Source organism: Ureibacillus sp. FSL E2-3493 (genome assembly GCF_038077515.1).
GTDB lineage: Bacteria > Bacillota > Bacilli > Bacillales_A > Planococcaceae > Ureibacillus > Ureibacillus halotolerans.
This window is the reverse complement of record NZ_JBBOPK010000001.1, coordinates 1,340,225-1,365,544: the sequence shown is the minus strand read 5'-3', so window position 1 is coordinate 1,365,544 and position 25,320 is coordinate 1,340,225. Positions and strand designations below refer to the sequence as shown.

Annotated in this window: 28 protein-coding genes and 1 riboswitch; of the genes, 3 read left to right on the top strand and 25 right to left on the bottom strand. The window is 35.6% G+C overall.

The features are described from left to right. Window positions 1-64 precede the first annotated feature (64 nt). The 14 genes from mtrB to prsW all read right to left on the bottom strand — a co-directional run bounded on the left by mtrB (window position 65) and on the right by prsW (window position 12,661). The gene (gene mtrB / locus MHH69_RS06970) at window positions 65-286 is read right to left on the bottom strand and encodes a trp RNA-binding attenuation protein MtrB (protein WP_122970901.1); all 222 of its coding nucleotides are present in this window, start codon (window positions 284-286) and stop codon (window positions 65-67) included. 61 nt (window positions 287-347) lie between these two features. Beyond that, window positions 348-917 carry a GTP cyclohydrolase I FolE gene (gene folE / locus MHH69_RS06965; RefSeq protein WP_122970900.1) on the bottom strand — a complete coding sequence of 190 codons (570 nt, stop codon included), beginning with the start codon at window positions 915-917 and terminating at the stop codon, window positions 348-350. Between the two features lie 189 nt (window positions 918-1,106). Then, window positions 1,107-1,379 carry an HU family DNA-binding protein gene (locus MHH69_RS06960; RefSeq protein WP_004232618.1) on the bottom strand — a complete coding sequence of 91 codons (273 nt, stop codon included), beginning with the start codon at window positions 1,377-1,379 and terminating at the stop codon, window positions 1,107-1,109. A 206-nt stretch (window positions 1,380-1,585) separates the two neighbouring features. Continuing rightward, window positions 1,586-3,064 carry a stage IV sporulation protein A gene (spoIVA, locus tag MHH69_RS06955; RefSeq protein WP_122973066.1) on the bottom strand — a complete coding sequence of 493 codons (1,479 nt, stop codon included), beginning with the start codon at window positions 3,062-3,064 and terminating at the stop codon, window positions 1,586-1,588. A 215-nt stretch (window positions 3,065-3,279) separates the two neighbouring features. Further along, on the bottom strand, window positions 3,280-4,005 hold the full coding sequence (locus MHH69_RS06950) for a hypothetical protein (RefSeq protein WP_341361998.1): 726 nt from the start codon (window positions 4,003-4,005) through the stop codon (window positions 3,280-3,282). Window positions 4,006-4,057: 52 nt separating this feature from the next. Then, on the bottom strand, window positions 4,058-4,315 hold the full coding sequence (locus tag MHH69_RS06945) for a DUF2768 domain-containing protein (RefSeq protein ID WP_241559363.1): 258 nt from the start codon (window positions 4,313-4,315) through the stop codon (window positions 4,058-4,060). 130 nt (window positions 4,316-4,445) lie between these two features. Next, window positions 4,446-5,456 carry an NAD(P)H-dependent glycerol-3-phosphate dehydrogenase gene (locus tag MHH69_RS06940; protein ID WP_122973062.1) on the bottom strand — a complete coding sequence of 337 codons (1,011 nt, stop codon included), beginning with the start codon at window positions 5,454-5,456 and terminating at the stop codon, window positions 4,446-4,448. A 23-nt stretch (window positions 5,457-5,479) separates the two neighbouring features. Further along, window positions 5,480-6,790: a ribosome biogenesis GTPase Der gene (gene der, locus MHH69_RS06935; protein WP_341361997.1), complete on the bottom strand. Its 1,311-nt coding sequence runs from the start codon at window positions 6,788-6,790 to the stop codon at window positions 5,480-5,482. A gap of 160 nt (window positions 6,791-6,950) precedes the next feature. Beyond that, complete coding sequence (gene rpsA, locus MHH69_RS06930) at window positions 6,951-8,096, bottom strand: 30S ribosomal protein S1 (protein WP_341361996.1); 1,146 nt, start codon at window positions 8,094-8,096, stop codon at window positions 6,951-6,953. A 126-nt stretch (window positions 8,097-8,222) separates the two neighbouring features. Then, complete coding sequence (cmk, locus tag MHH69_RS06925; protein WP_341361995.1) at window positions 8,223-8,897, bottom strand: (d)CMP kinase; 675 nt, start codon at window positions 8,895-8,897, stop codon at window positions 8,223-8,225. 103 nt (window positions 8,898-9,000) lie between these two features. Continuing rightward, window positions 9,001-9,672 (bottom strand): flagellar brake protein, encoded by a 672-nt coding sequence (locus tag MHH69_RS06920; RefSeq protein WP_341361994.1) that lies wholly within the window; start codon window positions 9,670-9,672, stop codon window positions 9,001-9,003. Window positions 9,673-9,751: 79 nt separating this feature from the next. Next, the gene (locus MHH69_RS06915) at window positions 9,752-11,041 is read right to left on the bottom strand and encodes a PepSY1/2 domain-containing protein (protein WP_341361993.1); all 1,290 of its coding nucleotides are present in this window, start codon (window positions 11,039-11,041) and stop codon (window positions 9,752-9,754) included. Between the two features lie 12 nt (window positions 11,042-11,053). Next, window positions 11,054-11,839, bottom strand: coding sequence for a spore cortex-lytic enzyme (sleB, locus tag MHH69_RS06910; RefSeq protein WP_122973053.1), 786 nt, complete (start codon window positions 11,837-11,839; stop codon window positions 11,054-11,056). 147 nt (window positions 11,840-11,986) lie between these two features. Then, window positions 11,987-12,661 (bottom strand): glutamic-type intramembrane protease PrsW, encoded by a 675-nt coding sequence (prsW, locus tag MHH69_RS06905; protein WP_122973051.1) that lies wholly within the window; start codon window positions 12,659-12,661, stop codon window positions 11,987-11,989. Between the two features lie 85 nt (window positions 12,662-12,746). On the opposite strand from prsW, the gene MHH69_RS06900 reads away from it, so the two are divergent. Next, a complete protein-coding gene (locus MHH69_RS06900; RefSeq protein WP_122973049.1) occupies window positions 12,747-13,715 on the top strand; it encodes an asparaginase in 969 nt (322 codons plus the stop codon). A gap of 43 nt (window positions 13,716-13,758) precedes the next feature. On the opposite strand, the gene MHH69_RS06895 is transcribed toward MHH69_RS06900, so the two are convergent. From MHH69_RS06895 to MHH69_RS06875, 5 genes are all read right to left on the bottom strand, one after another. After that, window positions 13,759-14,733 carry a YpdA family putative bacillithiol disulfide reductase gene (locus tag MHH69_RS06895; RefSeq protein WP_341361992.1) on the bottom strand — a complete coding sequence of 325 codons (975 nt, stop codon included), beginning with the start codon at window positions 14,731-14,733 and terminating at the stop codon, window positions 13,759-13,761. Between the two features lie 47 nt (window positions 14,734-14,780). Next, window positions 14,781-15,536, bottom strand: a complete 756-nt coding sequence (locus tag MHH69_RS06890; protein WP_341361991.1) for a metallophosphoesterase — start codon at window positions 15,534-15,536, stop codon at window positions 14,781-14,783. 182 nt (window positions 15,537-15,718) lie between these two features. Continuing rightward, window positions 15,719-16,387 carry a LysM peptidoglycan-binding domain-containing protein gene (locus MHH69_RS06885; RefSeq protein WP_341361990.1) on the bottom strand — a complete coding sequence of 223 codons (669 nt, stop codon included), beginning with the start codon at window positions 16,385-16,387 and terminating at the stop codon, window positions 15,719-15,721. A gap of 118 nt (window positions 16,388-16,505) precedes the next feature. Further along, a complete protein-coding gene (locus MHH69_RS06880; RefSeq protein WP_341361989.1) occupies window positions 16,506-17,951 on the bottom strand; it encodes a RecQ family ATP-dependent DNA helicase in 1,446 nt (481 codons plus the stop codon). A gap of 2 nt (window positions 17,952-17,953) precedes the next feature. After that, window positions 17,954-18,985: a helix-turn-helix domain-containing protein gene (locus MHH69_RS06875; protein WP_341361988.1), complete on the bottom strand. Its 1,032-nt coding sequence runs from the start codon at window positions 18,983-18,985 to the stop codon at window positions 17,954-17,956. A 105-nt stretch (window positions 18,986-19,090) separates the two neighbouring features. Here MHH69_RS06875 and MHH69_RS06870 point away from each other — a divergent pair, with 105 nt between their 5' ends. Beyond that, window positions 19,091-19,339, top strand: a complete 249-nt coding sequence (locus tag MHH69_RS06870) for a ferredoxin (protein WP_097072328.1) — start codon at window positions 19,091-19,093, stop codon at window positions 19,337-19,339. A gap of 52 nt (window positions 19,340-19,391) precedes the next feature. Here the strand turns inward: MHH69_RS06870 and MHH69_RS06865 are convergent, their stop codons facing one another. Beyond that, window positions 19,392-20,063 (bottom strand): DUF1129 family protein, encoded by a 672-nt coding sequence (locus MHH69_RS06865; protein WP_341361987.1) that lies wholly within the window; start codon window positions 20,061-20,063, stop codon window positions 19,392-19,394. Continuing rightward, window positions 20,047-20,388, bottom strand: coding sequence for a PadR family transcriptional regulator (locus MHH69_RS06860; RefSeq protein ID WP_341361986.1), 342 nt, complete (start codon window positions 20,386-20,388; stop codon window positions 20,047-20,049). Before MHH69_RS06860 ends, MHH69_RS06865 begins: the two co-directional genes overlap by 17 nt. Window positions 20,389-20,585: 197 nt before the next feature. Between MHH69_RS06860 and MHH69_RS06855 the strand changes: the two genes are divergently transcribed. Beyond that, a complete protein-coding gene (locus tag MHH69_RS06855; RefSeq protein ID WP_122973038.1) occupies window positions 20,586-21,362 on the top strand; it encodes an enoyl-ACP reductase FabI in 777 nt (258 codons plus the stop codon). A gap of 51 nt (window positions 21,363-21,413) precedes the next feature. On the opposite strand, the gene MHH69_RS06850 is transcribed toward MHH69_RS06855, so the two are convergent. The 4 genes from MHH69_RS06850 to MHH69_RS06835 all read right to left on the bottom strand — a co-directional run bounded on the left by MHH69_RS06850 (window position 21,414) and on the right by MHH69_RS06835 (window position 24,897). Continuing rightward, window positions 21,414-22,136 carry a TlpA family protein disulfide reductase gene (locus MHH69_RS06850; protein WP_341361985.1) on the bottom strand — a complete coding sequence of 241 codons (723 nt, stop codon included), beginning with the start codon at window positions 22,134-22,136 and terminating at the stop codon, window positions 21,414-21,416. A gap of 147 nt (window positions 22,137-22,283) precedes the next feature. Further along, window positions 22,284-23,618, bottom strand: a complete 1,335-nt coding sequence (gene glnA, locus MHH69_RS06845; protein ID WP_341361984.1) for a type I glutamate--ammonia ligase — start codon at window positions 23,616-23,618, stop codon at window positions 22,284-22,286. Window positions 23,619-23,659: 41 nt separating this feature from the next. Beyond that, a complete protein-coding gene (locus tag MHH69_RS06840) occupies window positions 23,660-24,055 on the bottom strand; it encodes a MerR family transcriptional regulator (protein WP_122973035.1) in 396 nt (131 codons plus the stop codon). Between the two features lie 263 nt (window positions 24,056-24,318). Further along, window positions 24,319-24,897, bottom strand: coding sequence for an ECF transporter S component (locus tag MHH69_RS06835; protein WP_122973034.1), 579 nt, complete (start codon window positions 24,895-24,897; stop codon window positions 24,319-24,321). Window positions 24,898-25,152: 255 nt separating this feature from the next. After that, window positions 25,153-25,319, bottom strand: a riboswitch (FMN riboswitch). Between the last annotated feature and the right edge of the window lies 1 nt (window position 25,320).

Sequence of the window (25,320 nt, the reverse complement as noted above, 5' to 3'; positions counted from 1 at the left end):
CTACTTAAAGTGCAACTGTTTAAACAATTGCATTGGTTCGATTGGTTCACCAATCAAATGAATTTTACTTTTTTGAGCCGCTTTCTACTATACCATGGGCAGAAATAATTTTTGCTTTCCCGCGAATTTTCATCGCAGATGTATGTTCTGTAAATTGCGCAATCATTACTTCTCCAGCATCTAATTTTTCAGAATGATGGAATTTTGTATCTGTACCACGTGTTAAACCGATTACATGTACGCCATCTTCTTGTGCTTCAATGATTATATAATCTGGTTGTGTCATAGTATCGTTTCTCCTCAAATAAACATATTCTTGTACATCATATCACAATAAAACACTATATTTAAGACATTTGAATAAATGAAATTACTTCTCTGCGTAAAACTTCGTCTTCCTCATATACTCCCCGGGCTACGGAAGTAACTGTTTTAGACCCTGGTTTTTTTAACCCTCGCATTGTCATGCACATATGTTCGGCTTCTACAACGACATATACTCCTTGTGGTTGTAACATTTCCATGATGGAATCTGCAACTGTAGACGTAATACGTTCTTGTAATTGGGGTCTGCGGGCAACAGATTCGACACAACGACCTAATTTACTTAAACCCGCGACACGTCCATCCTTTGGTAAATAGGCAATATGAGCTTTTCCGTAGAATGGAACTAAATGATGCTCGCACATAGAGTAAAATGGAATATCTTTTACTAACACTAAATCCTCATGATCTTCATGAAAAACGGTGCTAAAAAATTCTCTAGGATCTTCATTGATACCGCTAAACATTTCTTCGTACATTTTGGAAACGCGTTTCGGTGTATCTAGTAAACCTTCCCGATCTACATTTTCACCCACTGCTTCTAATATCATTTTTACGGCTTCTTCTATTTTTTGTAAGTTCACTTTCGACATCTTTCTTCCTCCTAAACCGATGCAACGTTGCACTGTCAAAATGAATCGTAGCACATACTGACTTTATTCGCAAAAAGGGTTTCTCTTCTTTTTTAAAAAAATATTAGTAAATGTTATGTATGGAAATATTAAAAAGAGCAGCCATCATGCTTGTCCATGACGACTGCTCTATGTAACTGCTGGATGCTATTATTTCACAGCATCTTTAAGCGCTTTCCCTGGTTTGAAAGCAGGTACTTTGCTAGCAGCGATTTCGATTTCTTTACCTGTTTGTGGGTTACGCCCTTTACGAGCGGCACGTTCACGTACTTCGAAGTTACCAAAACCAATTAATTGTACTTTGTCACCCTTTGCAAGAGCATCTTGAATTGTATCAAATACAGCTTCAACTGCTTTAGAAGCATCTTTTTTTGAAAGACCTGCAGCTTCAGCAACAGAGTTTACTAATTCTGTTTTATTCACACCATTCACCTCCTCTCAAAGGGTCATGAACCTAAATCATGTAAAAAGAGTAACATATAGAAAATCGCGACGCAACAATATTTATCCATGTTTTTCTATAATAAATTGTCTTTTTTAAAAAAAAACACAAATAACAGGACTTTTCTCCTAAAAAAGGGAAAGGTCCTGTTACTAATTTGTGCCAAATTTTATGAAATTATACAATGTTAAATAATAAAGGTTACTAAACCGCGTTCACCCTCATTGACCATTCTTTCGATCGTTTGACGCATTCTTTTCTTCGCACTCAATGGTACTGCATTCATTTTGTAACGAATTCCTTCTTTTAACACTTCATGTAATGTCGTACCAAATAGTTGGGTTTTCCATAATTGCTCTCGATCATGCTTATAGGCATACTGTAAATCTTTTAACAGCTGTTGGCTATAAAATTCTGTACCGATTAATGGAGCAAATTCTGTTTCCATATCTACACGAATAATGTGATAAGATGGCGCAGAAGCCTTCATACGAACTCCGTAGAAATTATTTTGTTTAATAATTTCTGGTTCACTTGGTTCAAATTCTTCCATTGTAGGAAGGGTTACACCATAGCCATGTTCACTAGCCTCTTCAATCGCCTCACGGAATCGTCTATGCGCTTGTTTTGCCTCTGCTGCTTCTTTTATAAAGAGCAGCCAATCTTTTTTCGTCGCAATCGGTGAATCCAACCACTCATTACAAACAGCTTTATAAATTTCAGGCTTTAACGTAATACGAACCGTTGCCAAACCAAGACCAGCATCCACTCGTTCAATTTCACTTTCTTCTACAAAGTCAATTTCTCGTAATTGGGAAGCAGCTTGGGATACGTCTCGAATTTTAGTAACTGAATTTAATACGTTTCCAACAGCGTCAGAAAGCGTCACATTCAACGGATGAGTATAATCTAATACATCTAACCAATCTGGCTTTTCAACCTCAATATCTTCAATTGGAAACTCATATAAAGCTTCTTGAAGAATATACTCCATATCCTTCACTGTCATTTGATCAATAGCCACAGGGATTACAGGTACCCCATACTTCTCAAGAAGCTCATTTCGAAGGGCCATTGTATTGTTATGAGTAGGCATTTGACAGTTTAGGACAATGACAAATGGTTTGCCAATCGCCTTAAGTTGATCAACAATTTGTTCTTCCGCAACTTCTGCAGCAATACGGTTAATACCATTAACTGTACCGTCCGTAGTCACAACAACGCCTATGTTGGCATGATCACGAATTACTTTGTCAGTACCGATTTTAGCCGCTTCCTCAAAGGGAATTGCTTCAGAATGCCATGGAGTATGAACATATTTCGGGCCTTCATCATCCTCATAACCTTTTACACCGTCAATAATGTAACCAACACAGTCTGCAAATCGAATTCGGAATGGGATTTCGCTTTCTCCAATATTAATCTCTGTTCCTTGGGCAGGAACAAATTTTGGTTCAGCTGTCATGATGACAGGACCTGGTGAACTTTGAGGCAGCTCGTCCAGTGCTCTTTTGCGATCTTCTTCATTTACGATATTCGGGAGCACAATTGACTCCATCATTTTTTTCACAAAAGTAGACTTACCAACTCTAACAGGCCCTACAACACCAATATATACGTCCCCATTCGTTCTTTCTGCTATTTGATGAAAAATTTCTTCGCCTATTGTAGCTCCTCCTTTACGTAATTCAGTTTATGATTGCCTTACCTCAATTATGAAACAACCATGTATAATTTCAGAAAAATAAATAGATTATTTTTTCCTCTAGTTCATTTAGTGAGTGACCTCTACTAGAATGCATGGACTAATTTTCCATTGTTTAAAAATATGAAAAGGTGTCCTTAAATATGACAACATTTAAGGACACCTTGTTTTATAGTTTATTTTTCTTCAGTTGTTGGATCATACATAAATACTGGTTCGTTGTTCTCATTTACTGTATACGGCAATGAATAAGCTGGTACAACTGGATAAGCTTCTACTAACAACATTCGAATATCTTCTCCTGGAGTAGGCTTTAAATTATTTTCTTTTATGAAAGTATTTAAGTCCATCGAATAATCTACATAAAGATCCCCTTCCGTTGTTACAATAATCGGTAGTTGATTATTCGTATACGGGCTAGGAACAGTCAATTCTTCTTTATATCCAATTTTTTTAAAATCAATTGTATAAATGTAATCGGTAATTTTATCTTTAAACGTTGGGTATTGGGAACCCATAAAACGAATATTTAACTCGCGCATACGTTCTGCAGCTCGCAAATCTACTAATTTAACAGTCGGGTTTTTTTCTGGATCCCAAATAATATATTGGAAAATGCCACCTTTTTCATAGGAATTTGCCGGAGCATTTGCTAAATATTTGGGTGCTAACTTTTCAAAATCAATCGGATATTTGATAAACATATCCGTATCCATATCACGATTTTTAATTGGAAGTACTCCTGTATCCGCTTGGTATTCCTCCACTGCCTTTTGAACAGAGGCTAATTGTATGTCATCAGGCACTTGATTTTCCACTTTTTCCTCTTCAGGAAATAGACAGCCTGATAATAACACGGTTGTTAATGCGAGCATCAAAAATAAGCTCCATTTTCTTATCATTTTTTCTCACCTCAAATGTTATTCCCGATTATCGACCTATTTGTATATGTCATTAGTTAGGCCATGTAAAAACAACGAGTATCATTAAAATGGAACCGATTGCAAAAATTACGAAAGCAATTAATCGTAAAAGAAGAGATAAACATCCATTATTAACCCATTTTCTTGTTATAGAAACGATGAGTACGGATAATAACATGGCTCCTATCGAGTAAAAAGAAACCCACATAACATCTAATGAATGCATACTAGCAAGGGGTCCCCTTGCTGTTAAGAATGTTAAAGAATTCATTGATAACAAGTTTTGCAAGTAAAAAACCACCTTTCGAACTACTTCTATGTATAAAAAATACTTTTAGACGATACCAAAAGAATAGGAGGTATCTTAAACATACCTCCTATTTCACAATATAACAAATGAAGAAATTATGAAATCTTCCTTATAAAATATCAATTTCTCGCTTTTTCATTCGAATCATTAACTCATCGACAGCTTCTTTAGGTTCTTTGTCGTTGAATAACACATCATAAAGTGCAGTCGTAAGCGGCATTGGCACATCGTATTCTTGAGATAATTGATAGGCAGCCTTTGTCGTTCTTACCCCTTCTACAACCATCCCAATATTGTCTAATACTTCATCTAATTTCATGCCTTTCCCAAGCATGTTACCAGCTCTCCAGTTTCGAGAATGGACACTTGTACACGTAGCGATTAAATCACCCATTCCAGTTAATCCGGCAAAAGTGAAAGGATTACCACCCATTTTTACACCTAGTCGAGTAATTTCTGCTAATCCTCGTGTAATTAACGCAGCTTTAGCATTATCACCATAATTTAAACCATCAGAAACACCAGCTGCTAAGGCAATCACATTTTTCAATGCACCACCAATTTCAACACCAACGACATCTTCGTTCGTATAGACACGGAAATATTGGTTCATAAACAGATCTTGAACTTTTTCTGCCATTTCTAAATTTCCGCATGCCGCTGTAATCGTTGTAGGATGGTGTAATACCACTTCTTCCGCATGACTAGGACCAGATAGTACGACAATTTCTTCTATTACATCTGGTGATAAATTTTCCTTCAACATTTCAGAAATGCGTTTTAATGTATCTGGTTCAATCCCTTTTGAAACATGGACAAATAATTTTTTATCGTTCAAGAAGGTCATCATTGAATGACATACTTCTCGAATAGCCTTTGTCGGAACAGCAACAACAATAATGTTTGAATGGTTTACCGCTTCTTGTAAATCTGCTGTAGCCGTTAGTTTTGTCGGCAATTGTATATTAGGTAAATATTTTTCATTTGTATGTTGTTCATTAATTTCATTTGCTTGTTCTATACGATGGGTCCATAAAAGGGTATTGTGGCCATTTTCAGCTAACACGATGGCTAGAGCAGTCCCCCAAGAACCAGCACCTAATATCGTTACATTTTCCATTTGTTTATCCCCCTCTAATACGGTTATTCGCGAGCACGTGCAATTAAGCGAATAGGCGTACCTTCAAAATCAAACGTCTCACGAATTCGATTTTCAAGGAAACGTTCATAAGAGAAATGCATCAGTTCAGGATCGTTTACAAATGTAACAAATGTCGGTGGCTTTACTGCAACCTGAGTCGTATAGTAAATTCGTAAACGGCGCCCTTTATCCCTTGGAGCTGGATTTCGAGCTACTGCATCCTCAATCACTTCGTTTAAAATGGATGATTGAATACGCATCGCGTGATTTTCACTTACTCGTTGTACAATATTTAAAATTTGATGCACCCGTTGTTTCGTTTTAGCGGAAACGAAAATGATTGGTGCGTAATGTAAATAGAGGAAGTGTTCTCTAATTTGTTGTGTATAGAGATTCATCGTTTTCTCATCTTTTTCAACTGCATCCCATTTATTCACAACAATAATGACCGCTTTTCCAGCTTCGTGGGCATAACCTGCAATTTTTTTATCTTGCTCTTGTATCCCCTCTTCCCCATTTAATACAACTAAGACAACGTCGGATCGTTCAATAGCTCGCAACGCTCTTAGTACAGAATACTTTTCTGTCGTTTCATATACTTTCCCTTTTTTACGCATCCCAGCTGTATCGATGATGACATAGTCTTGTCCATCGTAAGAGTACGGCGTATCGATAGCATCTCGAGTTGTACCAGCTATATCACTAACAATTACCCGTTCTTGCCCAAGGAAAGCATTAACTAATGAAGATTTCCCAACATTCGGACGACCAATTAAACTGAACTTAATTGTATCATCTGGATATTGTTCTTCATCTTCTTTCGGGAAATGTTTTGCACATTCATCTAATAAATCCCCGATACCTAAACCGTGGGAACCGGAAATCGGGAATGGTTCACCAAATCCTAAGGAGTAGAAATCATAAATCATTTCACGCATGTCTGGATTATCAATTTTGTTGACTGCCAAAACAACTGGTTTTTTTGTTTTATATAAAATTTTCGCTACTTGTTCGTCAGCTAATGTCACACCTTCGCGGCCATTCGTCATAAAAATAATGACATCTGCTTCTTGTATAGCAATTTCTGCTTGAGAACGAATTTGATCTAAAAAAGGTTCGTCTCCTATTTCAATTCCACCTGTATCAATAATGTTAAATTCATGGGTTAACCAATCTGCCGAACTATAGATGCGGTCACGTGTTACACCTGGAATATCTTCCACGATTGATACGCGTTCTCCAACAATACGATTAAATATTGTAGACTTCCCAACGTTCGGACGACCTACGATGGCGATTACTGGTTTTGTCATCTGTACTTCATCCTTCCAAATTCTTATCTTTAGTATTATACACGAAAATGTAAATTATATCATTTTTTGACTACAAATCAATAATATCTGTCATATTTTGTTAATGAAAATAAAAAATACAGACATGCATTTATTATGCACGCCTGTATAATAAACAATCTTATTTATTCGTAAAACCTTTTAATTTATCTCCGATCACATCACTGAAGGAGAAACCAGTGTTTTCCTCCGGTAGTTCATAATCAAACTCTTCTTCTTTTACCGGGTTCGTTTGAAGCTCTTTAATACTTAGAGATAAACGTTTTTCAGCTTCATTTACATCTAATACTTTTACGTCAACCTCTTGACTTTCTTTTAGTTCTTCGTGTGGAGTATTAATATGTTTATGTGAAATTTGTGAAATGTGTACGAGTCCTTCAACTCCAGGGAACACTTCTACAAAAGCTCCAAAGGATACTAAACGTTTAACTGTTCCTGTTAAAACACTTCCCTTTGATACTCGTTCTTCAATATTTGACCAAGGTCCAGGTAAAGTATCCTTTATAGATAAGGAAATTCGTTCATTTTCCGGATCAACTGATAACACTTTCACTTTTACTGCTTGGCCTTCAGATAAAACTGTACTCACATCGTCCACATGTTCATGAGAAACTTGTGAAATGTGTACTAAACCATCAACACCGCCAATATCAACAAAAGCTCCAAACGGTGCTAATCGTTGTACAGTTCCATCTAACACATCACCAGCATGAATTTCTTCAAATACTCGTTTCTTCTTATTCGCTTTTTGATCTTCAAGAACAGCGCGATGGGATAAAATTAATCTCCCTTTTTCTTTATCTAACTCTGTAATTTTAAACGATAACGTTTTCCCTTTATAATCTTCGAAGTCTTCAACGAAATAATCTTCAACTAGAGATGCAGGAACGAAGCCACGTACGCCCAAATCAACAACTAGGCCACCTTTCACAACATCCTTCACTTCTGCTTCAAAAATTTGCCCTGATGCAAATTGTGCTTCAAGCTTATCCCAAGCTTTTAGCGCATCTACTTTGCGTTTTGATAATACAAAGTTTTCCTCTTCCACTTTGGTAATCATCAGCTCTAGCTCATCTCCGACCGCTACTACATCAGAAGCTTTTTCGATATGCAAGCTTGAAAGTTCACTGATTGGTAATATACCATCGAAAGGAGCACCTTCAATCGAGACTGTTACTGCTTTATCTTCCACTTGTGCAGCAACACCTTTCACAATATCTCCTTCACGAAATTCTTGGTTTGATCCTAAGTTCATTTCTTCAGACATATGTAACCCTCCTTCGCATCTTCCAATTTCTATTTTATTCGAAATTGTCCATAAAAACAAAAAATTTTCCTTTATTATCAAAAATTTCACGAAAAAAATTTTTTATACCTATTAAAAAAATAAAGTTTATTCCATTTTTTGCTTTGCTAAATTTAATATTTCGTTGGCAGCTTCTTCAATAGATAATTCCGTTGTATCCAAATAAATTGCGTCTTCAGCTTGGATTAAAGGTGAAGCTTCACGCTCACTATCTAATTTATCCCGTAAAGCAATTTCTTCCTTCAATTTTTCAATTGTAGATGGAATACCCCGTTTTTCATTATCAATAAAACGTCTTCTCGCTCTTTCCTCAACAGAAGCTGACATAAAGATTTTTAATTCAGCATCCTTTAATACATGGGTTGCAATATCTCGTCCATCCATTACAATTCCGCCATTCGCTGCAAGTTCCTGCTGTTTTGCTACGAGTATTTCACGAATATTTGCATGGGCAGCCACTTCACTGACGTTTGCGGTTACTTCATTGGAACGGATTAATTGAGTCACATCTTCTCCATCTACGAAAACAAGTTGTCCCTTTGAAGATGGCTTTAGAACAATGCTTGTTTTTAATAACATTGCTTCTAAAGAGTTTGCATCACTTAATTCTATGTTTTGTTTTAATGCTTTATACGTAACTGCACGATACATAGCTCCCGTGTCAATATACGTATAGCCTAAGTTTTCTGCTACAATTTTTGCAATCGTACTCTTGCCAGCACCTGCTGGACCATCGATTGCAATTTGAATTTTCTTAACCATAATATCCCTACTTTCCCTGTACATTGTACCATATTTACTTAGTAATTACTTTCTCAAATCCACCTCGGAAATGAAAATATCCGCTAAAAGAAAAAAGCCACTATTAAGAAATAGGGCTTTTTAAAATCGGGCTCGATTCTTTTTTTCGTATCATCAATTGACGTTCAAAACAAAATCGAACAATATATTGCTTATCTACTTCGTCCGTTTCTACAAGTTGTAGTGATGCTAGACGAATTGTATCCCTTTCAAAAATTCGAATAACTTCTGCATTTGTACGGACATATCGCATATCCCCATTTGCAAAAGGTAAAACAATAGTTAATGGAACGATTTCACCTTCATTAAAGGGTACATCCGACTTAAGTCGAATTAGTAAACCTCCGGCACTTATATCTTCCGTAACAAATTGAAAATATCCATCGTTATATTCAATTGCTACATCAATAGACGTTTGAACTCTTACAAATTCCCGTCTTTGGATTTTCATAATTTCTTCTTGCTCAGGAAGCGATAACATTATTGTCGGAATTGTACCCATTTTTCTTCCGATTACTTTCGTTTTAAAAGCAAAACTAACATTACCTTCAGAAATAAATGTTCCATAATATTCGGAACCATCCACTAAAAAAGCGGTTTTTTTTGTTAGTGAACTTTTTGGATAGTCAATATAAACGATATTGTCTTTTATTTCGACAATTTTACAATGGAATTTTTCTTCTTTTTCAGTTATTTTCTGCTCTAAAGTTAAGACAGTACCAACTTTTAGATCCATAGTAATCCCCTCGCACAATAATAATAACTAATTATTGCACGAAAACCCGTTTTTTTCTAGGGCGTTTAGTATTTTTTTACTATGGCATATATTCGACTTTTAAAACATCGTGATTTTCAGTATCCACGACAATTCTAAAGGTTTCATTTTGTTTACTATCAAACCTTGCGATGACTTCATAACATTTTCTAAGTTGGAATGCTTCATTTTCTGTGTAAATTAACTTTTCTTCTTCTACATGAGTACCCGGGCGGAAGAACGTTTTCCAATTAATCGGAACAACTTTTTGATCCTCGTTAATTTCTTCCCTTTGAACATATTCCATCGCATTTAATCCTAATAATTCGCCGCTATCCTTTGATATTTTCAATTGAATACCATCTGGATATACAAATGCCTTATCTTTTCCAACAACTCGAGCTAAAGCAATGTGCCATGCTTGATGATTTTCACGCATTTCAACTATTTGCACATCATTATAGCCAGCACGTTTTAAAAATTCATTTGTTAAATCCCTCACTTGTTGTTGGCTAACACCTTTTTGTTCCTGGATCGGTCGTTCTGATAAGAAGGATAAAATATGCCCACCTTTTACGGTAATATCGGCATATCCAATGCGACTACCTTTTACAAATTGAATATGGTAGAACGGGTAAGGTGCATCTTCTTTACTTTTCGTTACAGTATAAGTAGCATCCTTGATTCCTGGAATAAGTATTTCTAATCGTTCGATTGCTTGTTCTTTTGTAATTTCTTTATCATCTAAATTTTGTAAATCCCTTTTCTTTAACCAATCCGATTCACTTGCTGTTAAAGGGAAATCTGTTTCCGAATAAGTTTTTAAATTGGAAGCAACATTTTTAAATGGTGATTGCTCCGTTTCTTTTTCAGCTACGTTTGTCCATTGGGATAAATCAGCATCATTTTGATAGAAATTGGATGTGGCTACAGTCCATTCATCGGATAATGACTGTAAGTTTTGATTGACAACTTGCATTCTATCATGCCAACCTTCAAAATCACGGTTATCTGAAGCATATTTAGCCTCTTCACCGATATTTCCAACATATCGTAGCCATTCATTTGCTACTTCCCTACTTAAAGGTAAACTACTGATCGTAGATCGAAACTCGTTACTTATTCGCCATATATTATCCAGCTCAGCCTCTAATGCATGTTGGTCTTGAAATAGTAATGATTGAGAGACAGAACGTTGAAGTGTAGATAGTTTTTCAGAGGCATTTGTTAATGCATTTGTATATTGGGCTTGCACTGTTTGCTCAAGTTGCGTATTTTGTTGTCTTACTTCAAATGAATATAACCCTAGCGCTAACACGGCAATAGAAAGTAAATAAATAGCACTTTTCATGTTGTCCCTCCTTTAATAACAGAATATATGTTCACCGATTTTTTTAATTTGCGGTCTCGACCAAATCCAATCACTTGTTGCTGTTTCTGGGTTAAAGTAATAAAGAGCATTTTCAGTAGGATCCCAACCATTCATAGCATCTAGAACGGCTTCTCGGGCTCTTTCATTAGGTGTTAACCAAATTTGACCATCAGCTACTGCTGTAAAGGCACCAGGTTGGAAAATAATTTCCGAAATCGTATTTGGAAAATCTGGTGATTCTAATCGGTTTAAAATAACGGCTGCAACGGCAACTTGCCCTTCATAAGGTTCACCACGGGCTTCACCATATACAGCATTTGCCATTAATTGCAAATCACGTTCTGTATATTTTGCTGGAAGTTGCACGTCGGTACTTTCAGATGAACCTGCCCCTCCAGTAGTTTGTTCTGCTAAAGGAACTCCTCCATAGTGGGTAAAACGATTACCTTTTTCAATTTGTTCATGCACCCAATCTCTATGATATTCACTAACAGAAACTAACTGTTCCTTTGTTTTAGCTCCTGCAATACCATCTATATCAAGTTCGTATTGTTCTTGGAAATTTCGAAGAGCCCAATATGTCCCATAACCGAATATCCCATCAATTTTCCCATTATAAAATCCTAAGTATTGTAACCTTGCCTGTAATTCAATCACATCATCTCCAAAAGCTCCACGTTCGACTACTTGACCTGAAAATGCGAATGTTTGATTTGGATTTACTACAGCTAATGTGCCAAATATTAAAATGACAGACATAAAGATACTTCTTACCATGTATTTCACTCCTTTCTCATAGCATGTAAAAATCATTTCGTTTTATACGTTTTACCAAATAAAAAAGGTTGATTCATTTTTGTTTGAATCAACCAATTGTTATAAAACAAATGCGATCGTTCATTCTACTCGCCATTTGTTTTCTTATTAAATTTTATTTTGTTCAAATAAATGTTGTACTAAATGTTGATGGGCTAATTTTACTTTTTTCAATGCTAACCACCACAAATAAAACATAAACGGAGCAATCAAATATACCCAATAGCCTTTAAAGGATAAAATAGAATTATAAATGATATGTAGTAAAAATGGCGTTAAAATAGAAAGAATTAAGTACTCTGTTTTTTTATCATTATTAGCAAACTTACTTTTACCAAAGTAGTAGCCCATTACGACTCCAAATAATGCATGGCTCGATACTGGTAAAATCGCCCTCATTAGAGCCGTATTTATTCCAAAGGATATTAAATAGAGAACATTTTCAACCGTTGCAAATCCGAGGGAAACACTTGCACCGTAAAGAATGCCATCATATGGATCGTCAAATTCAATATGTCTAAGAATAACGGTAAAGATGACGAGCCATTTAAAAAACTCCTCGAGTCCACTTGAAAATAATACTTCAGTGATAAAACGGTTGGAAAAAGTATCTTCTGTTTTTACTACATATTGTATAAACATAATCGGGAAAGTAATTAACGTCCCGAAAAGAAAAGCTTGTAACAACGTTTTTCTCGGCTCGGTCGCCATCTGATTTCTTAAATAAAAATAACTAAGCAGCGCTAACCCAGGAGCAATCGCAGCAGAAAACAATATGAACATTTTTTGGCTACGCTCCTTTCAAAACTCATTAATGTTATTATATCATTATTAGCTCACGAAAAAATGAATTAGAGGGGAAATTTTTATGGCAAAAAATATTTTATTGCTACATACAGGTGGTACCATTTCAATGAAGATGAATGAAAAGGGGGCAGTTCTCCCTAACGACAAAAATCCACTTTTAGGTGTAAGTGAACAGCTTTCCAAATATGCGAATATCCGTGAAATGGAAGTATTTAATTATCCTTCACCCCATATTACGCCCAAAGAAATGCTTTATTTACGAGATACGATCGTTCAATACACTCAAGAACATGTGGTTGATGGAATCGTTATTACCCACGGGACAGACACGTTAGAAGAAACTGCTTACTTTTTAGATTTAACAACTCAATTTGAATTTCCGATAGTGTTAACTGGTGCTATGCGTTCATCCAATGAACTCGGTGCAGACGGAGTATATAACTTAGTAGAAGCAATACAAGTTGCTTGCAGTGATGACGCAAGAAACAAAGGAGTACTCGTTGTGATGAACGATGAAATTCATCAAGCCTTTAACATTACAAAAACTTCCACATCTAGCGTCAACACGTTCCAAAGCCCACAATACGGTCCTATCGGGTTAGTAACGAAAAAAATGGTACACATTCACCAAGCACCGATTAAACGAAGATATGTAGAAGTAAACTCCATTGAAAAACGGGTTGCTTTATTAAAGGTATATGCAGGAATGGAAAGGGATTTAATCGAAGCCATATTAGATTTGAAGTATGACGGTGTTGTACTCGAAGGGTTAGGACAAGGTAATGTCCCTCCTGATGTTGCAGTCGGTATACAAAAATTACTACAGGCAAATATCCCTGTTATATTAGTATCCCGTTGCTTTAACGGAATTGCTGAAGGAGTTTATGGATACGAAGGTGGCGGAAAAAGTCTAGAAAACCTAGGTGTCATATTTGCCACTGGAATCAACGGCCAAAAAGCTCGTTTAAAACTTTTAATCGGATTAAATCAACATAATAATCCGATTGATTTAAAGGAATTTTTTAATTAACTAATCAAAAAGGTGTCTCAAAAACTGAGACACCTTTTCGTTTTTACTTTGAATTATTCATTTTCTGTTCAATGTGCTTCGCGATAAATCCTCCATGAAACTTTCCATTTTCAATAAAAATTTCATTCGCATTATTTCCAGCAGCAAGAACACCTGCAATATATAAATTTTCTATATTCGTTTCCATTGTTTCTACATCATACAATGGTCTACCAGTTTCAGCGTCGATTTCAACACCCATCGCACGGATAAAGTCATGATCAGGATGATAACCTGTCATAGCAAAAACATAATCATTTTTAATGACCTTCTCAATGCCGTTTGTTGAAAGGACAACTTCTGTTTCCCGAATTTCTTTAACAATCGTATTAAAATGCATCGTAATTTCTTCGTTTCGAACAAGGGATGCAAATTCCGGTAAAATCCAAGGTTTAACACTTGGAGAATAATCACTACCTCGATACGCAACAGTAACTCTAGCTTTTGCTTTATGTAATTCCAGGGCAGCATCCACCGCAGAATTTTTCCCACCAATTACGAGTACATCTGTATCAAAAAATGGATGGGCTTCTTTAAAATAATGAAAAACTTTTGGTAAATTTTCACCTGGAATATCCATATAATTCGGCTGATCATAATAACCTGTTGCCAGAATAACGTATGGTGTTTCGTATACTTCTTTATCGGTTTTTACCGTAAATTGATTTTCACCTTTTACAACTGATTCCACTTTTTCGAAGGCATTAACTTGAATGTTTTTCATTTTCACTACTTCACGATAATAAACAAGCGCCTGATTTCGATGGGGTTTTCGTTCCTCTATTATAAAAGGCACATCACCAATAGCTAATTTTTCACTTGTACTAAAAAAGGTTTGATGAGTTGGATAATGATAAATAGCATTTACCACATTCCCTTTTTCAATGACAATTGGCTTTAATCCGATATTTTGTAATTCTATTGCAGCAGATAAACCGCAAGGACCTCCCCCTACGATTATAGCGTCTACAGTTTGCATCTTAACCTCTCCTTAAAACAACTTACCAACTATATAAATTTATTTTACTACTTTATTGTATCATGAAAATGCAAGTCAATAATGTGACACTGGGGTTTTGCTCCTAAACGGAATGGTACCATCGTCGTACCATATCCATTACTAATGAGCGTAAATACACCATCTCTAATAGAAAATGAACCATGGGGTAACATTCCTATCGAACCAAATCGAATTTGGCCACCATGGAAGTGTCCACCTAACATTAATTTTGTATGGAAGTTATGGCGTACTTCACGAAATACTTCCGGGTTATGGGAAATAAAAATAACATTTTCCTCTCCCCTGCATTTTTCAAACGCAAGATCGAAATCTTCATTTTCCGTAGACGTATCATCGATGGCACTTATCCAACATCGATTTTTCATATTCGGAAGTATAATTGCGTCATTTTCTATTATGTGGACACCCGTCTCCTTAAAAATGTTCCGCAATGTTACTTCGCCAACTTCACGATCATTATTTCCCCAAACAAAATAGAGCGGACCTAACCTTTGAAGCAGTTCAATGTTTTGATAGATTCGTTCAATGGGTGTTCGTTTATCGGCAAAATCTCCACCAATAATGACCGCATCAAATCGTTTAGAAATTTGTTCAATCATTGGGACATGAATTTTCCTTAAATGGACATCCGAGATGAAAAAAAGGGAAACTTGTTCCGGTTCACCAAGTAAAGAAATTTCATGATGTAATACATTGTTTTCATTGGCCTGTTTATACATAAAGAGTAAAAACACGACGATTACCATTATTAGGACAAACAAAAAAATTATAAACCCTCCGTTTCAAAAACAAAAAGACGAGGTAAGTTACCATCGTCTTTTTAGTATATTCGGCTCCAACCGAATATGTAATCTTTATACAGTTGAGATTAATCCAAAATCATTAATCTGTCCAGAAAAAGCAAAGATAGCCATGGATTCATCAAACGGATAGAAAATCTTAGTTACGGTATAATTAAAGTTTGCCCTACGTAAACGTCATTAGAAGATAAATTATTAGCTTGTTTAATTTTCTCTACACCACTTGCATCATTATAATACTTTAATGCAATACGGAATAAATTTTCATTTGGTTGGACTGTATGTACCTTACCGCTCGATTGTTTTTCAGCCTCTTGTTTTTTCGCTTCCGCTTCTTTTTGCGCTGCAGCCTGTTTTTCGGCTTCTGCTTTTTTCGCTGCTTCCTCAGCAGCTTGTTTTTCGGCTTCCGCTTTTTTCGCCGCTTCTTCAGCGGCTTGTTTTTCAGCTTCTGCTTTCTTCGCAGCCTCTGCTTCAGCAGCCTCTTTTTCGGCATCTTGCTCTTGCGCTACTTCAGGTTCCTTTTCCTTCGCACTTGCAGATACGGTATTATTTGTTTGAAACTCAACGAGTGTATCGTTATTTTTTTCTACTTCTGCTACTTCATGTTTACCTGGATCATAAAAAGCAGATACGTATATAAGTAACAATAATGGAATTCCAAGTAGTAAAATAACTAGTGCATTCATTAATGAAAATTTTCTTTTTTTCTTTATTTTATTTCGATTAGATCGTGACATTCTAGATTTTTTTTCTTCCATTTCGATTGTTTGACGATGCTCTTCGATTTTTTCTCTGTAATCTTCATTACTCATCAGTGCCACCTCCAAAACTATCTTTCTCTAATTATGACGAAATTTCTTTAAAATGTAAATAATCGAGGTGAATATTTTAATAGATTTTTGTCGACAAATCGATATTTTTAACATATATTTACGAAAAACCTAAAAGAATCGTTTCGAGTCTTTTTTTCCAAGAAACCGCCGTTTCATCCTGTTCGAAACTTTCCCGTTTTTGAATAATATTGTGATAATCTAACCCACAACATTCACAACAATCTGATGGTTTTTCCATTAAATTTTGTCCAAAATAGTGGACAAGCTTTTCTCTCATGCAACTTTTTGTTCGAATTAAATTGACTACTTCTTCAACAGCTCTTATTTTATCAGTTTTCATCGTTAATAATTGATGTTTCACTTCATTTGGATGGATTTGGTGCATCCAATAATCTAACACTCGATATGCCGTCTCAGAAATTTCCCCATTTTGAATCATAGTTGAAGGGGATTCATTCCTCCTACGATACTCTAGATAAAGATCTACGTGTACTTCATTTGGAAAATCATCGATTCCGACAAATTTCGCAAACTCATCGTCTCCATCCGCAAAAAGAAGAATTGCAAGAGCATCCTTTCCATCTCGGCCTGCTCGTCCTATTTCTTGCATATAATTGGCAACATTCGATGGGATTGATTCATGGATAATTTGCCGAACATTTTGTTTATGTACGCCCATTCCAAAAGCATTCGTCGCAACAATCCATTCTAAGGAACCGTCGATAAACTGTTGTTGAATGAATTGTCGATCTAACGTATCTTTCCCACCATGATAGGCAGCCGTTGAAATTCCCATTTGAAGCAATCTTTCACTTATACTTTCAGTTTTTGATCTAGATTGGGTATAAATAATTCCCGGACCTGCTGTTTCCAACACGTGTTCCAAAATCCAATCCAATTTTTCCTCTCTGTTTTGAAACAATACTCTACCCATATGAATATTCGGACGATCAACGGAATGAATAAATGTAAATGGTTCATTCATCTTTAAATAAGATTCGATATCACCTAACACTTTTTGTGTAGCAGTTGCCGATAAAGCTAAAATTGGTGGCCGATTCGCTTTATCCATCACTTCACCAACTCGTAAATAATCTGGTCTAAAATCAAATCCCCATTGGGAAATACAGTGAGCTTCATCAACAACAATCAATGATAACTCCATTGAATTTAACTTCTGTTGGACTTGGGGTTGCAATAACATTTCAGGTGAAATAAATATAAACCGATATTGGTGTAAATGTTGTATCGTTACTTTTTTCTGAGTGGCGTTCAAAAAAGAATTTAAGGCCACTACCCTTTTTTCCTTCAGTTGTTTAATTTGATCAACTTGATCTTGCATTAACGATAATAATGGAGAAATGATTAAAACCGGTTTGTTAAATATATATCCCGGAAGCTGATAACATAATGACTTCCCCATTCCCGTAGGCAACAACGCAATGACATCCTTACCTTTTACAATTTGCTCAATAACTTCTTTCTGGCCGGGACGGAAGGATGTATAGCCAAAATGATGTTGTAAAACTTTCTCAAGTTCCATCGTTATTCCCCCCTCGCCAATACAAGTCGTATTTGAAAATAGGATAAATGAGGAACCACTTCATGTAAAATCTTTAGTTTTCTCGTATTATAATCATCGACTGCCGTCATTACTTTTTTAATATCTTCTTTCGAAATAAATTGTTCGATAGAAAAATCGGGATCATTCATCGCAATTTCAACGATATGGTCTTCAATCGTGCTAACCTTTAACCGGCGGATATGACTAATTTCTTCTATTAAATACCCTTTACGGAAGAGTTCGGCTGTTTGATGAGCAGAACCACTTAAAGGAATAACGACTCGAATATCTTTTGCAAGTTGATTTAGTAATAAATATTGCTCCGGATGATTTGAAATTTGGGTAATCCAACTATGTAAAGTAGAAATATAAATTAATTGAACATCCATTTCAGATAAATTTTCTTGATAACTGATTTGCTGCCATGTAAGGCCAGCCGTTTGAAAACCTGCCAAGCGGTTAATGACAATCGATTTTGCCCGTTCTTCTACTTTTGAACTTTCAAGACTCCCCACTATTTCGTCTAATAACGTTTTTTGTAAATTACCTTCTTTATATTGATTTATAAGTAAAAACTGTCGAACCCAATGTTGAATATGATCGTCCTTTTGAATAGGGGTAAAAGACATTCGACCTGCCCCATGGTGAGAGAGGGATTGCACAATCAATGAAAGTCTAGCAAAAAAAATATGCTCATTCCCTCTATAATACCACCCATTAAAATAATACTTTTCCCTATCCTTTACAAATTCTCTTGCACTATCTGTCAGCTCATAGCTACCTTCATCATGGACGATTAAATAATGTTCTTCTATTAATGAATTCAGTTTCTCGTCGTAATGAGGTCTTGACAATTTCGGTAAAATACTAAAAAACTTATGTAAATGATATATTCCCACATCTTGTATTGTTTGGCCTGAACGTTTACCTTTTAGTAAATGGAAAGGTGCGGAAATCGTTCGTTCTTGATTGAAATTGTGGAAAATTTGTAAAAGAATTTGTTCAAATATCAAAAATCAACCCCTCCATTTCGTAGTATTATGTTGAAAAGTCGATTAAACAGTTTTAGAATAGAAAAGAAGCTTGATTGGAGCGCACGTTAAAAAGGAGAGAATACTATGCCAAAATATACAATTGTTGATAAAGATACATGTATTGCTTGTGGCGCTTGTGGTGCTGCAGCCCCAGATATTTATGATTATGATGATGAAGGAATTGCCTTCGTTATTTTAGATGATAACATGGGTACAGCTGAAGTACCAGAAGATCTACTAGAGGATATGCAAGATGCATTTGAAGGCTGTCCGACAGATTCTATCAAAGTAGCAGACGAATCATTTGAGGGCGATCCTTTAAAATACGAATAATTCATTCATATAAAAAGGTAGGAAAGGGATTTACCCTTGCCTACCTTTTTGTTTATTTTGCTTCACGGGTTTTTTTAAATAAATAGGATGCTAATATTAAGAAACAGCCAAGTCCGAAGGCAGTATAATAATGTATATCAATAGCCGGTCCAAAAGGTTTAACAAAAATATTTAAAAGTATAACACCTGCCCAAACTAAACTAAATAGTATGCCTAAACCCCAAGTAACTTTGTTTTTCTTTTTCTTGCTCGTAAATGCATTCTTTTTTAATACAGCAAATATAAAATAAATGAGACCGACTAAGCTTCCAATAATTAACACGATAGAGACTGAAGCCGTACCTAAATAAATTGTAGAGCCTTCCTTTAAAATTAAATCCGGAGCACCCCAAGCCACTAAATACCAACCAAATAATGTTAATATGATTTCCAAACTAAATCCCATTATTTTTTTTACCGATTCATTCGGAAGGGATTCGATAATATCTTGAGCGAGTTGTTGAGGTGCCTTTCCAAACACTTCCTCTGCCTTTTTCCCTTCTTTTTGTGCCTCGAGTAAGTGGTCTAACATTTCCAGCAACACTTCTTCCGTCGCCTTTTCATCTTTAAATGCATTTGTTCGAATATACAGAAGCATATTTTCATAATACGTTTTATTTTCGGGTGTTAATAAATTGCGTTTTTCATTATTTTGTTTCACCATTTTTTTAATTGTTAACGTCATTCTCATCACCTCTTAATATATTTGTAATAGGCCTACTTAATAGCTCCCATTCCTTACGAATTGATTCAAGGGCCACCTTTCCTTTATCGGTTAAAGAATAATATTTCCGATTTGGGCCAGTATCGGATGGTCGCATTTTTCCGTTAATCCACTGACTTTTTTGCAAACGTAATAATACGGGATAAATCGTACCTTCACTTATATCCTTTAAACCAAGCTGCTGCAGTTTTTGTGACAATTCATAGCCGTATACTTCTTCTTTTTCAATAACCGATAAAACACAACCATCTAAAATACCTTTTAACAACTGACTTCGTATGGACAAAGCGATTCTCACCTCACTATTTTGCTTTACAAGATACCCTCTGTTTAATACTATATTGCATAACAAAATAGCAGTCAACTATTTTGTTATGCAAGTTACTTAAATAGCATTGATTTTTAATGATAGAACTGTTAAACTGAAATTAGTAGTTGGTACTAATAACTGATATAACATTATTCGATAAAGGGGTACATTGGATGGACATTTTACAGTTAAAAGATAAAAATATTGTCGTAATGGGTGTTGCAAACGAGCGTAGTATCGCTTGGGGAATTGCAAAGAAGCTTTTAGAAGTAGGAGCAAACGTAATCTTTACTTATCGAAAAGAACGTTCAAAAGGAAAAATTGAAAAAGTTTTAGCTGATTATACAGAACATAAAACAGCTGTTATCGAATGTGATGTAAATAGTGATGAAAGCATTTCAAAAGCCTTTACTCAAATTGGTGAACAATTCGGTGTCATTCATGGAATTGTGCATTCCGTTGCCTTTGCCCATGCAGAAGATTTAAAAAATCGTTTTGTTGAAACATCTCGTGAAGGATATGCCTTTGCTCAAGATACAAGCGCATATTCGTTAATTGCAGTGGCAAAAGCGGCCCTACCATATATGACAGAAGGTGCTTCCATCGTCACAATGAGTTATTTAGGTGGACAACGAGTGCTTGAAGGATATAATGTAATGGGTGTTGCAAAAGCTGCATTAGAATCTGCAATGAAATATCTTGCATCAGATCTTGGTTCCGAAGGTATACGTGTAAACGCAATATCTGCAGGTGCTATTCGTACGTTAGCAGCCAAAGGTGTACCAAGCTTTAACACAGCATTACACAAAATCGAAGAACTATCTCCATTGAAACGTAATACAAATCAAGAAGAAGTAGCAGATATGACTCTTGTTATGTTAAGTAACTTGTCACGCGGTGTTACGGGAGAAACGATTTACGTTGATTCTGGATATAATATTATGGGATAAAATTTAGGACTTCACTATGCATACTTTGCATAAAGAAGTCCTATTTTTCATTTACTTACTTAATTTCTCTAATAATAGCTCTTCTGTAACCGGACCAATAATTTGTTCTACAATAATTCCCTCTTCATTCACAATAATACTCGTTGGGATTGTAAGAACTTCATAAGCAATGGATGTATTCCCGCCTTCATCTAATAAAATAGGAAAGGTAATACCATGTTTGTTTGCAAATTGTTTCACTTTCTCTTTGTTCGTTTCTAAATCTGTCGCATTAACGGATAAAATTTCTACATTATGTTCTTTAGCATAACTTTCATAAAAATGTTGGATTGTAGGCATTTCTTCTACACACGGAGGACACCACGTTGCCCAAAAGTTAATGAATATTTTTTTTCCCTTTAAATTTGAAAGTTTCACTGTGTCACCAGCTAATGTTTTCAATTCAAAATCAGGCGCTTTCGTATTCATCGTTCGAACTTCTGGTTGTATACTTCCCTCTTCATGAGCATCATTATGGTCATGAGCATGGGCATGTCCTTCTTCTCCATGGGTATCACCGATAACCGGTTCTTCAATGATTCGATAAGAAATAGTAGGATTATCTCCTCTAGACCCTTCGTCTTCACTTGGAAGTTCTTGCAAAAGATTCGATTGGATTGCCTCATCAATAGTTAGTGGAGTACCTTTCGATTCAGCCATATTTGTATATATTGTAATGAAAAGAACAATGACAATGAGCCCCGTTAAAACAGCAGATAATAATTGTTTTCTCAATCAATAACTCTCCTATTTCATGCATGATTATCATTAGTATATGAACTTTATTAAATATCATGTAAAGTTCTTAAAATATAAAAAACCCCATTAACTAATACTCCAAAATAGGTGGAGTATTAGCAATGGGGCATTTACAACAATAAATTAATACATTTTTAAATATTGGTCACGTTCCCAAGGATGTACAACTGTACGGAACATATCATATTCAATTTCTTTCGCCTCTTTAAAGTTCGAATAAATATGTTCGCCTAGAGCACCTTTAATCACTTCATCTTTTTCTAATTCTTGTAAAGCTTCTAGTAGTGATCCCGGTAAACTTTCAATACCAGTTTCTTTCAACTCAGCCGCATTCATCACATAAATATTACGATCTACTGGAGGAGGAGGTGTTAAACCGTTACGGATTCCATCTAAACCAGCTTCTAAAAGCACTGCTAAAGCTAAGTAAGGATTCGCTGCTGGGTCAACTGAACGTAATTCAACACGAGTAGATAATCCACGAGATGCAGGAATACGAATTAACGGTGAACGGTTACGAGCAGACCAAGCAATATAACATGGTGCTTCATAGCCTGGTACTAAACGTTTGTAAGAGTTTACTAATGGGTTTGTTACAGCTGTGAATGCTTTCGCATGTTTCATAATACCTGCCATGAATGCACGAGCAGTATCAGATAGCTCTAATTCTGCATTTTCATCCCAAAATACATTTTGGTTTCCTTTGAACAATGATAAGTTCGAGTGCATACCAGAACCGTTTACGCCGAATAGTGGTTTTGGCATAAATGACGCATGTAAACCGTGTTTACGAGCGATTGTTTTAACTACTAATTTGAAAGTTTGAATATTATCACACGCTTCTATAGCATTTGCATATTTAAAATCAATTTCGTGTTGTCCAGGAGCTACCTCGTGGTGAGAAGCTTCAATTTCAAAGCCCATTTCTTCCAATTCTAACACGATATCACGACGGCAGTTTTCACCAAGGTCAGTTGGTGCTAAGTCGAAGTATCCTCCATCATCATTTAATTCAAGAGTTGGGTTACCTTTTTCATCTAATTTAAATAAGAAGAATTCTGGCTCTGGTCCTAAGTTGAAACTTGTAAATCCTAGTTCTTCCATGTTACCTAATACACGTTTTAAGTTTGAGCGTGGGTCACCAGCAAATGGTGTACCATCCGGATTTACAATATCACAAATTAATCGGGCTACTTTCCCTTTTTCCGCTGTCCAAGGGAAGATAACAAAAGTATCTAAATCCGGTTGTAAGTACATATCTGATTCCTCAATACGTACAAAACCTTCAATGGAAGATCCGTCAAACATCATTTTGTTATCTAAAGCCTTATCTAATTGGCTTAAAGGAATTTCTACGTTTTTAATCGTACCTAAAATGTCTGTAAATTGTAGGCGAATATATTTTACGCCTTTATCTTTCACAATTTGTTTAATGTCTTCTTTTGTGTACTTAGCCATCTTTTTCCACACTCCTAAAATTTTAAATTAAAAAATATAATTTACTCACCCTTTACTTGAAAAAAGCGAGATAAATCCCCTTGCCTTAATGATGCCTTTTGCATAATTTGTGCCTGTTGCATTTCCTCACGTAAAATCGCGCGGAGTTCTGCGTCAGAAATAGATAGTTTGTTAGAAGATTTCACATTGTTGTTTTTTCTCATATCAAAAACTTTTTTAATTCCTGCCATGTTAATCCCTTGATCGAGAAGTTCACGAATTTCTAATAATGCATCTACATCATCTAATGAGAACATTCTACGATTGCCTTCTGACCTTGCAGGCTCAATTAATTTATGTTCCTCGTAATATCGAATTTGTCTCGCAGTTAACTCCGTTAATTGCATTACCATGCTAATAGGGAGTAACGGCATTGCTCTTCGAAACTCTCGACTCATCGACATCTCCTCCCTTTCATAGCATTATTTTAAACTATGTTATGTATAATAGCAATACTATGTTAGAAAAAATAACATATGAAATTTAGATTTTTTTTATCGCAATTTTAGATGGAACGAATTCCCTATATAATCAAGGGCTTACGACATAAAAAACGAAAAAACCCAACGCTTTCACGTTGGGCCATTCTGTATCAATTTTTTCAAATAAAAAAGCTGTTCATTATCGTCATAGTTTATGACATGAATGAACAACTTTTGATTTATAGTAAATATTGTGCTCGTTGATTTTCGATCCAAACTTTCATTGTACGGAATAATAAAACCGTTACAATCATGAGCATAATTCCTTTTATAAAGTTAAATGGTAAAATACCTAACACAATCGTTTCTTTCATATCAAAAGTACCCCATCCAAGGAAGTAAGAATACATAGGTAAAAAGGCTACATAGTTTAATAGACTCATTCCTACTGACATAATGACTGTACCTGCGGCTAACCCTAAAATTAATCCTTCTAGTTTAGGTATCTTTTTATAAAGATAGTAGACAGGTAAAATAAATAAAATACCTGTAACAAAGTTGGCCATATGACCTACCGGAACCCCTGTTGGTGTCCCTGAGAAAATCCAATCTAATACATTTTTAAACAGTTCGACTAAAATTCCAGCTAACGGTCCCATTGTAATTGCTGCGATTAAAGCTGGTGTATCACTAAAGTCGATTTGTAAAAATACCGGGAAGCCCGGTAAAGGGAAGTTTATTAGCATCAGAATAAAAGAAATACTACTTAACATGGCAATCGTTACAAAAGAACGTAACTTAAGGTTTTGATTTTTCATTTACTTTCTCTCCTCTTTGCTGATTCAACCCGCAAGAAGAAAGGACAGCCTTCATCTATATTCGCCTTCTCCATGAAAAATCCCTTATGCAAAATTGCATAAGGGAGAAATAGGCACATTAAAAATAAGAAAATAAGTATGCGAAAACAAGCGTATTATAAAGGGTACGCTAAATAAAAGTAAAGTTATACGACAATGTACAAACGATACTTCCACATACAGTTTCCTATCCACAAACGAATATAGAGACCGTACCTTCACCTTCTCCCATCCAGACTATACTGTCGGCTTTGGAATCACACCAAATCCTGCTCTAAGTTGAGCTCGCGGGCTTAAGAAACTATATTGCAATCCTCCGATGTAAAAGAGAATGAGTTTCTATTACCGCCGATCGGGAATTTCACCCTGCCCCGAAGATGAATC

Coding starts and splice junctions, on each gene's coding strand:
- mtrB (WP_122970901.1), bottom strand. CDS start 286: ATGACACAACCAGATTATATAATCATTGAAGCACAAGAAGATGGCGTA.
- folE (WP_122970900.1), bottom strand. CDS start 917: ATGTCGAAAGTGAACTTACAAAAAATAGAAGAAGCCGTAAAAATGATA.
- MHH69_RS06950 (WP_341361998.1), bottom strand. CDS start 4,005: ATGATAAGAAAATGGAGCTTATTTTTGATGCTCGCATTAACAACCGTG.
- MHH69_RS06940 (WP_122973062.1), bottom strand. CDS start 5,456: ATGGAAAATGTAACGATATTAGGTGCTGGTTCTTGGGGGACTGCTCTA.
- der (WP_341361997.1), bottom strand. CDS start 6,790: ATGACAAAACCAGTAATCGCCATCGTAGGTCGTCCGAACGTTGGGAAG.
- rpsA (WP_341361996.1), bottom strand. CDS start 8,096: ATGTCTGAAGAAATGAACTTAGGATCAAACCAAGAATTTCGTGAAGGA.
- cmk (WP_341361995.1), bottom strand. CDS start 8,897: ATGGTTAAGAAAATTCAAATTGCAATCGATGGTCCAGCAGGTGCTGGC.
- MHH69_RS06920 (WP_341361994.1), bottom strand. CDS start 9,672: ATGGATCTAAAAGTTGGTACTGTCTTAACTTTAGAGCAGAAAATAACT.
- MHH69_RS06915 (WP_341361993.1), bottom strand. CDS start 11,041: ATGAAAAGTGCTATTTATTTACTTTCTATTGCCGTGTTAGCGCTAGGG.
- sleB (WP_122973053.1), bottom strand. CDS start 11,839: ATGGTAAGAAGTATCTTTATGTCTGTCATTTTAATATTTGGCACATTA.
- prsW (WP_122973051.1), bottom strand. CDS start 12,661: ATGTTCATATTGTTTTCTGCTGCGATTGCTCCTGGGTTAGCGCTGCTT.
- MHH69_RS06900 (WP_122973049.1), top strand. CDS start 12,747: ATGGCAAAAAATATTTTATTGCTACATACAGGTGGTACCATTTCAATG.
- MHH69_RS06895 (WP_341361992.1), bottom strand. CDS start 14,733: ATGCAAACTGTAGACGCTATAATCGTAGGGGGAGGTCCTTGCGGTTTA.
- MHH69_RS06885 (WP_341361990.1), bottom strand. CDS start 16,387: ATGAGTAATGAAGATTACAGAGAAAAAATCGAAGAGCATCGTCAAACA.
- MHH69_RS06880 (WP_341361989.1), bottom strand. CDS start 17,951: ATGGAACTTGAGAAAGTTTTACAACATCATTTTGGCTATACATCCTTC.
- MHH69_RS06870 (WP_097072328.1), top strand. CDS start 19,091: ATGCCAAAATATACAATTGTTGATAAAGATACATGTATTGCTTGTGGC.
- MHH69_RS06865 (WP_341361987.1), bottom strand. CDS start 20,063: ATGACGTTAACAATTAAAAAAATGGTGAAACAAAATAATGAAAAACGC.
- MHH69_RS06855 (WP_122973038.1), top strand. CDS start 20,586: ATGGACATTTTACAGTTAAAAGATAAAAATATTGTCGTAATGGGTGTT.
- glnA (WP_341361984.1), bottom strand. CDS start 23,618: ATGGCTAAGTACACAAAAGAAGACATTAAACAAATTGTGAAAGATAAA.
- MHH69_RS06840 (WP_122973035.1), bottom strand. CDS start 24,055: ATGAGTCGAGAGTTTCGAAGAGCAATGCCGTTACTCCCTATTAGCATG.
- MHH69_RS06835 (WP_122973034.1), bottom strand. CDS start 24,897: ATGAAAAATCAAAACCTTAAGTTACGTTCTTTTGTAACGATTGCCATG.